4 protein-coding genes are annotated in these 3010 nt (G+C 37.8%); 2 read left to right on the forward strand and 2 right to left on the reverse strand.

The genetic code is table 11. The features are described 5' to 3' along the window. Positions 1–37: 37 nt before the first annotated feature. Both ACEW8O_RS08805 and ACEW8O_RS08810 read left to right on the forward strand, forming a co-directional pair. Complete coding sequence (locus ACEW8O_RS08805) at positions 38–1288, forward strand: DUF349 domain-containing protein (protein WP_373494255.1); 1251 nt, start codon at positions 38–40, stop codon at positions 1286–1288. Between the two features lie 77 nt (positions 1289–1365). After that, positions 1366–1587, forward strand: a complete 222-nt coding sequence (locus ACEW8O_RS08810; RefSeq protein WP_008625540.1) for a DUF2795 domain-containing protein — start codon at positions 1366–1368, stop codon at positions 1585–1587. 24 nt (positions 1588–1611) lie between these two features. On the opposite strand, the gene ACEW8O_RS08815 is transcribed toward ACEW8O_RS08810, so the two are convergent. Beyond that, complete coding sequence (locus ACEW8O_RS08815; RefSeq protein ID WP_373494256.1) at positions 1612–2346, reverse strand: LytR/AlgR family response regulator transcription factor; 735 nt, start codon at positions 2344–2346, stop codon at positions 1612–1614. After that, positions 2324–3010: sensor histidine kinase (locus tag ACEW8O_RS08820; RefSeq protein ID WP_373494257.1), on the reverse strand; the 687-nt coding region annotated here is incomplete at its 5' end. The genes ACEW8O_RS08820 and ACEW8O_RS08815, both read right to left, overlap by 23 nt.

Consider the following 3010-nt stretch of genomic DNA (forward strand, 5'->3'; position numbering starts at 1 on the left):
TAAAGGGGACTACCACACACCAACCTATTAAATCGAAATGGAGCATCCATACGGGTACATTAAAGATAACAAGGTTTATCTCAAGGGATTTTTGAATCAGCCTGATAGGGTGATTGGAGAAGTAAAAGAAGACGAATCGTCTACCCTCAAATATTTTGAGGACAGATTTGCAACGCTGGTTGAAAAAATTGAAGCGTTAAAAAAAGATATTGAAGATAATCAGAACAAGGGATCATTCCTGATGAAACTGATTCACCTCAAAGATTCTTTGTTGGAATATGATGCATTAGGTGATTTTGTCCCATTGATTGAAGACTTGGAAAAGGTACAGGTTTTCCTTGAAGATATCATTCAGAAGAACAGGGAAAGAAATCTCGAAATCAAGCGAGGTCTGATCTTGGAAGCTGAAGCCCTCAAAAATGATACTGACTGGAAAAACACAGCAGAAGAATTCAAAAACCTCAAAATGCGATGGATCAAAACAGGTCCTGTGGATAAAGAATTTGAAGAGGAAATGGAATCCACCTTCAACAAGACTGTAGATACATTTTTTGAAAACAGAAAAAACTTCTTTGAGGGACTGGCACTTGCGGCTGAAGAAAACATCAAAATCTACGAACAGCTTGTCATACAGGCAAGGGAAGCTTTTGACAACACTGATGCGAAAAAGGCCTTTGAAATTTCCAAGAGAATCCAAAAAGAATGGAAGTCTGCAGGAAAAGTGCCTGCTGAAAAAAGGCAGCCTTTGTGGGACGAGTTTTCGAAATTGAACAACCGGATCTTTAGCAGGTTTAGAAGGACAATGGAATCCGGTCCACAGATGAAGCCTTGGGAACTAATCAAGAAAATGGAAAGCATGACCGAGGAAATGAAAAAACTGGCCAAAGCTGAAACAAATCCCGATGTCATCTCGTCTGCCAAGAGACTTCAGGTCGAATGGAAAAAACTTCCCCAAAGAAAACCTAAAGAAGCTAACCTGATCAACAGATCATTTATGTTCTTTTCGGAGGTGGTTTTCGAGAAATTATTCCTGGAAAGGTTGGCAAATTCCAAATACTCTGATTTCGATAAAAAAGATATCGCAGAGCAGAAAAAGATCAAATCTTCAATTCTCAAAGATCTGATTTACAGAGATGAAAGCGAATTGAACACTGTAAAGGAGAATTCAGAAAACTTTAGAACCAATGAGCCGGATTTTGATATAATGCTGAGAAGAAAAATCGGTGCTTTCAAAAGAAAAGTAGATGTGAAAACCCACATCTTGAAAGAACTTTCAAATAAATATTAGGTTAATAATTGAAAAATTAAAACAATTTCTATTTTTGCAAGCCGAAAGGCGGAAAACAAAATATTAAATCAGAAACTATGTATTGGACCTTAGAACTAGCATCCTATTTAGAAGATGCACCATGGCCTGCAACCAAAGACGAATTAATCGATTATGCGATACGTTCCGGTGCTCCTTTGGAAGTTGTAGAAAACCTCCAGGAATTAGAGGATGACGGGGAGCCTTACGAAAATATTGAGGAAATCTGGCCTGACTATCCTACAAAAGACGACTTCTTTTTCAACGAAGACGAATACTAATCAAAGCCCATTTCCGGGCTTTTTTCATATCCCGAGTACTGACTTTAGTTTTGGCAAACCTGTTTTACTAACAGGTATCTGTTCCCCTCCACGCAATTTGATGATATAGCCATCTTTTTCGTAGGGTTCCAGTTTGTGGATTTCATTGATTTTGACAATGAAGGATCTGTGAACTCTTACAAACTGCAAAGGATCGAAAGTTCTCTCAAAAAATGAAAGTGTTTTATTTTTCAGAAATTTACCCTCCGCTGTATGAATATTCACATAATCGTCATTTGCTTCCAGGTATTTGATATCCTTGACAGGTATGATTTTGATTTCGTTTTTCACCTTCAGCACCACCCTATTGGCCGTTTCTGAATTAATAGTTTCTTCATGTCTGATCAGTTCAGTTGTTTCTGCAAAATTCCCCAATTGCAGAAATTTCTCAATTGCTTTGGCAAATCGGGATTTTGAAAATGGCTTCAATAAGTAATCCACTGCATGAGTATCAAACGCCTTCATTGCATATTCATCAAATGCCGTAGTAAAAATAACTGCAGGTGGCCGGTCCAATAATTCCAGAAGTTCGAAACCATTGAGTTTGGGCATCTGTACATCCAAAAAAATCAGATCGGGTTTCATCTCCTGAATAGCCTTAAGCCCTTCAAACCCATTATGACATATCCCAAGAATTTCAAACTGAGGAAAACCTCCCAAATATTCACTTACCAGTTCTGTGGCAAGAGGTTCGTCATCAATGATCAATACTTTCACCATATAGCTGAGGGATTTTGAGATCTACTATAAATATATTTTCAGATTGTTCGGTTTCCAACAAATCATTTCTTCCAAAAAGTAAATATAACCTTCTTTTGACAACCTCTAAACCAAACCCTGCCCCCTTGGTAGGTGCTGATTGAGGGTCAAATGGATTGGTAATTGTGACCTTCAAGTATTGTCCACCTTTAAAGAAATTCATTGTGATCAAAACATCTCCCGTCATGCCATACAATCCATGTTTAATCGCATTTTCCAATAAAGGCTGCACCAGTAATTGAGGGATTTTCATGTCCAGAGTGTCGCTTTCTACTTGTATATCCACTTTTAATCTATGTCCAAATCGTATTTTCTCGATGTTCAGAAACAGATTCAAATAATCTTTTTCCTCCGAAATGCTGACCCATTTCTGATCATCTTTTTTGATAGTCCCTCGTAAAAATTCTGCTAAGTTCAGCACCATTTCCCTGGCCTTTTCAGGTTGGCTTTTGATCAGGGAATTGATAGAATTGAGACTGTTAAAAAGAAAATGGGGCTTCAATTGTTGTTTCAGATGATATAGTTCGGCTTCTTTGGCCATCTCCTGGACTTTTTCCTGTCTTTCTTTCGATTTTATCTGATCCTCTATTTGACCATTAAAGACCAATAAAACCGACCAAAAAAG

Source organism: Aquiflexum sp. (genome assembly GCF_041749095.1).
Taxonomy (GTDB): domain Bacteria; phylum Bacteroidota; class Bacteroidia; order Cytophagales; family Cyclobacteriaceae; genus Aquiflexum.

Excerpts from the sequence above, each read along its gene's own strand:
- ACEW8O_RS08810 (WP_008625540.1), top strand. The coding sequence starts at position 1,366 with ATGTATTGGACCTTAGAACTAGCATCCTATTTAGAAGATGCACCATGG.
- ACEW8O_RS08805 (WP_373494255.1), top strand. The coding sequence starts at position 38 with ATGGAGCATCCATACGGGTACATTAAAGATAACAAGGTTTATCTCAAG.
- ACEW8O_RS08815 (WP_373494256.1), bottom strand. The coding sequence starts at position 2,346 with ATGGTGAAAGTATTGATCATTGATGACGAACCTCTTGCCACAGAACTG.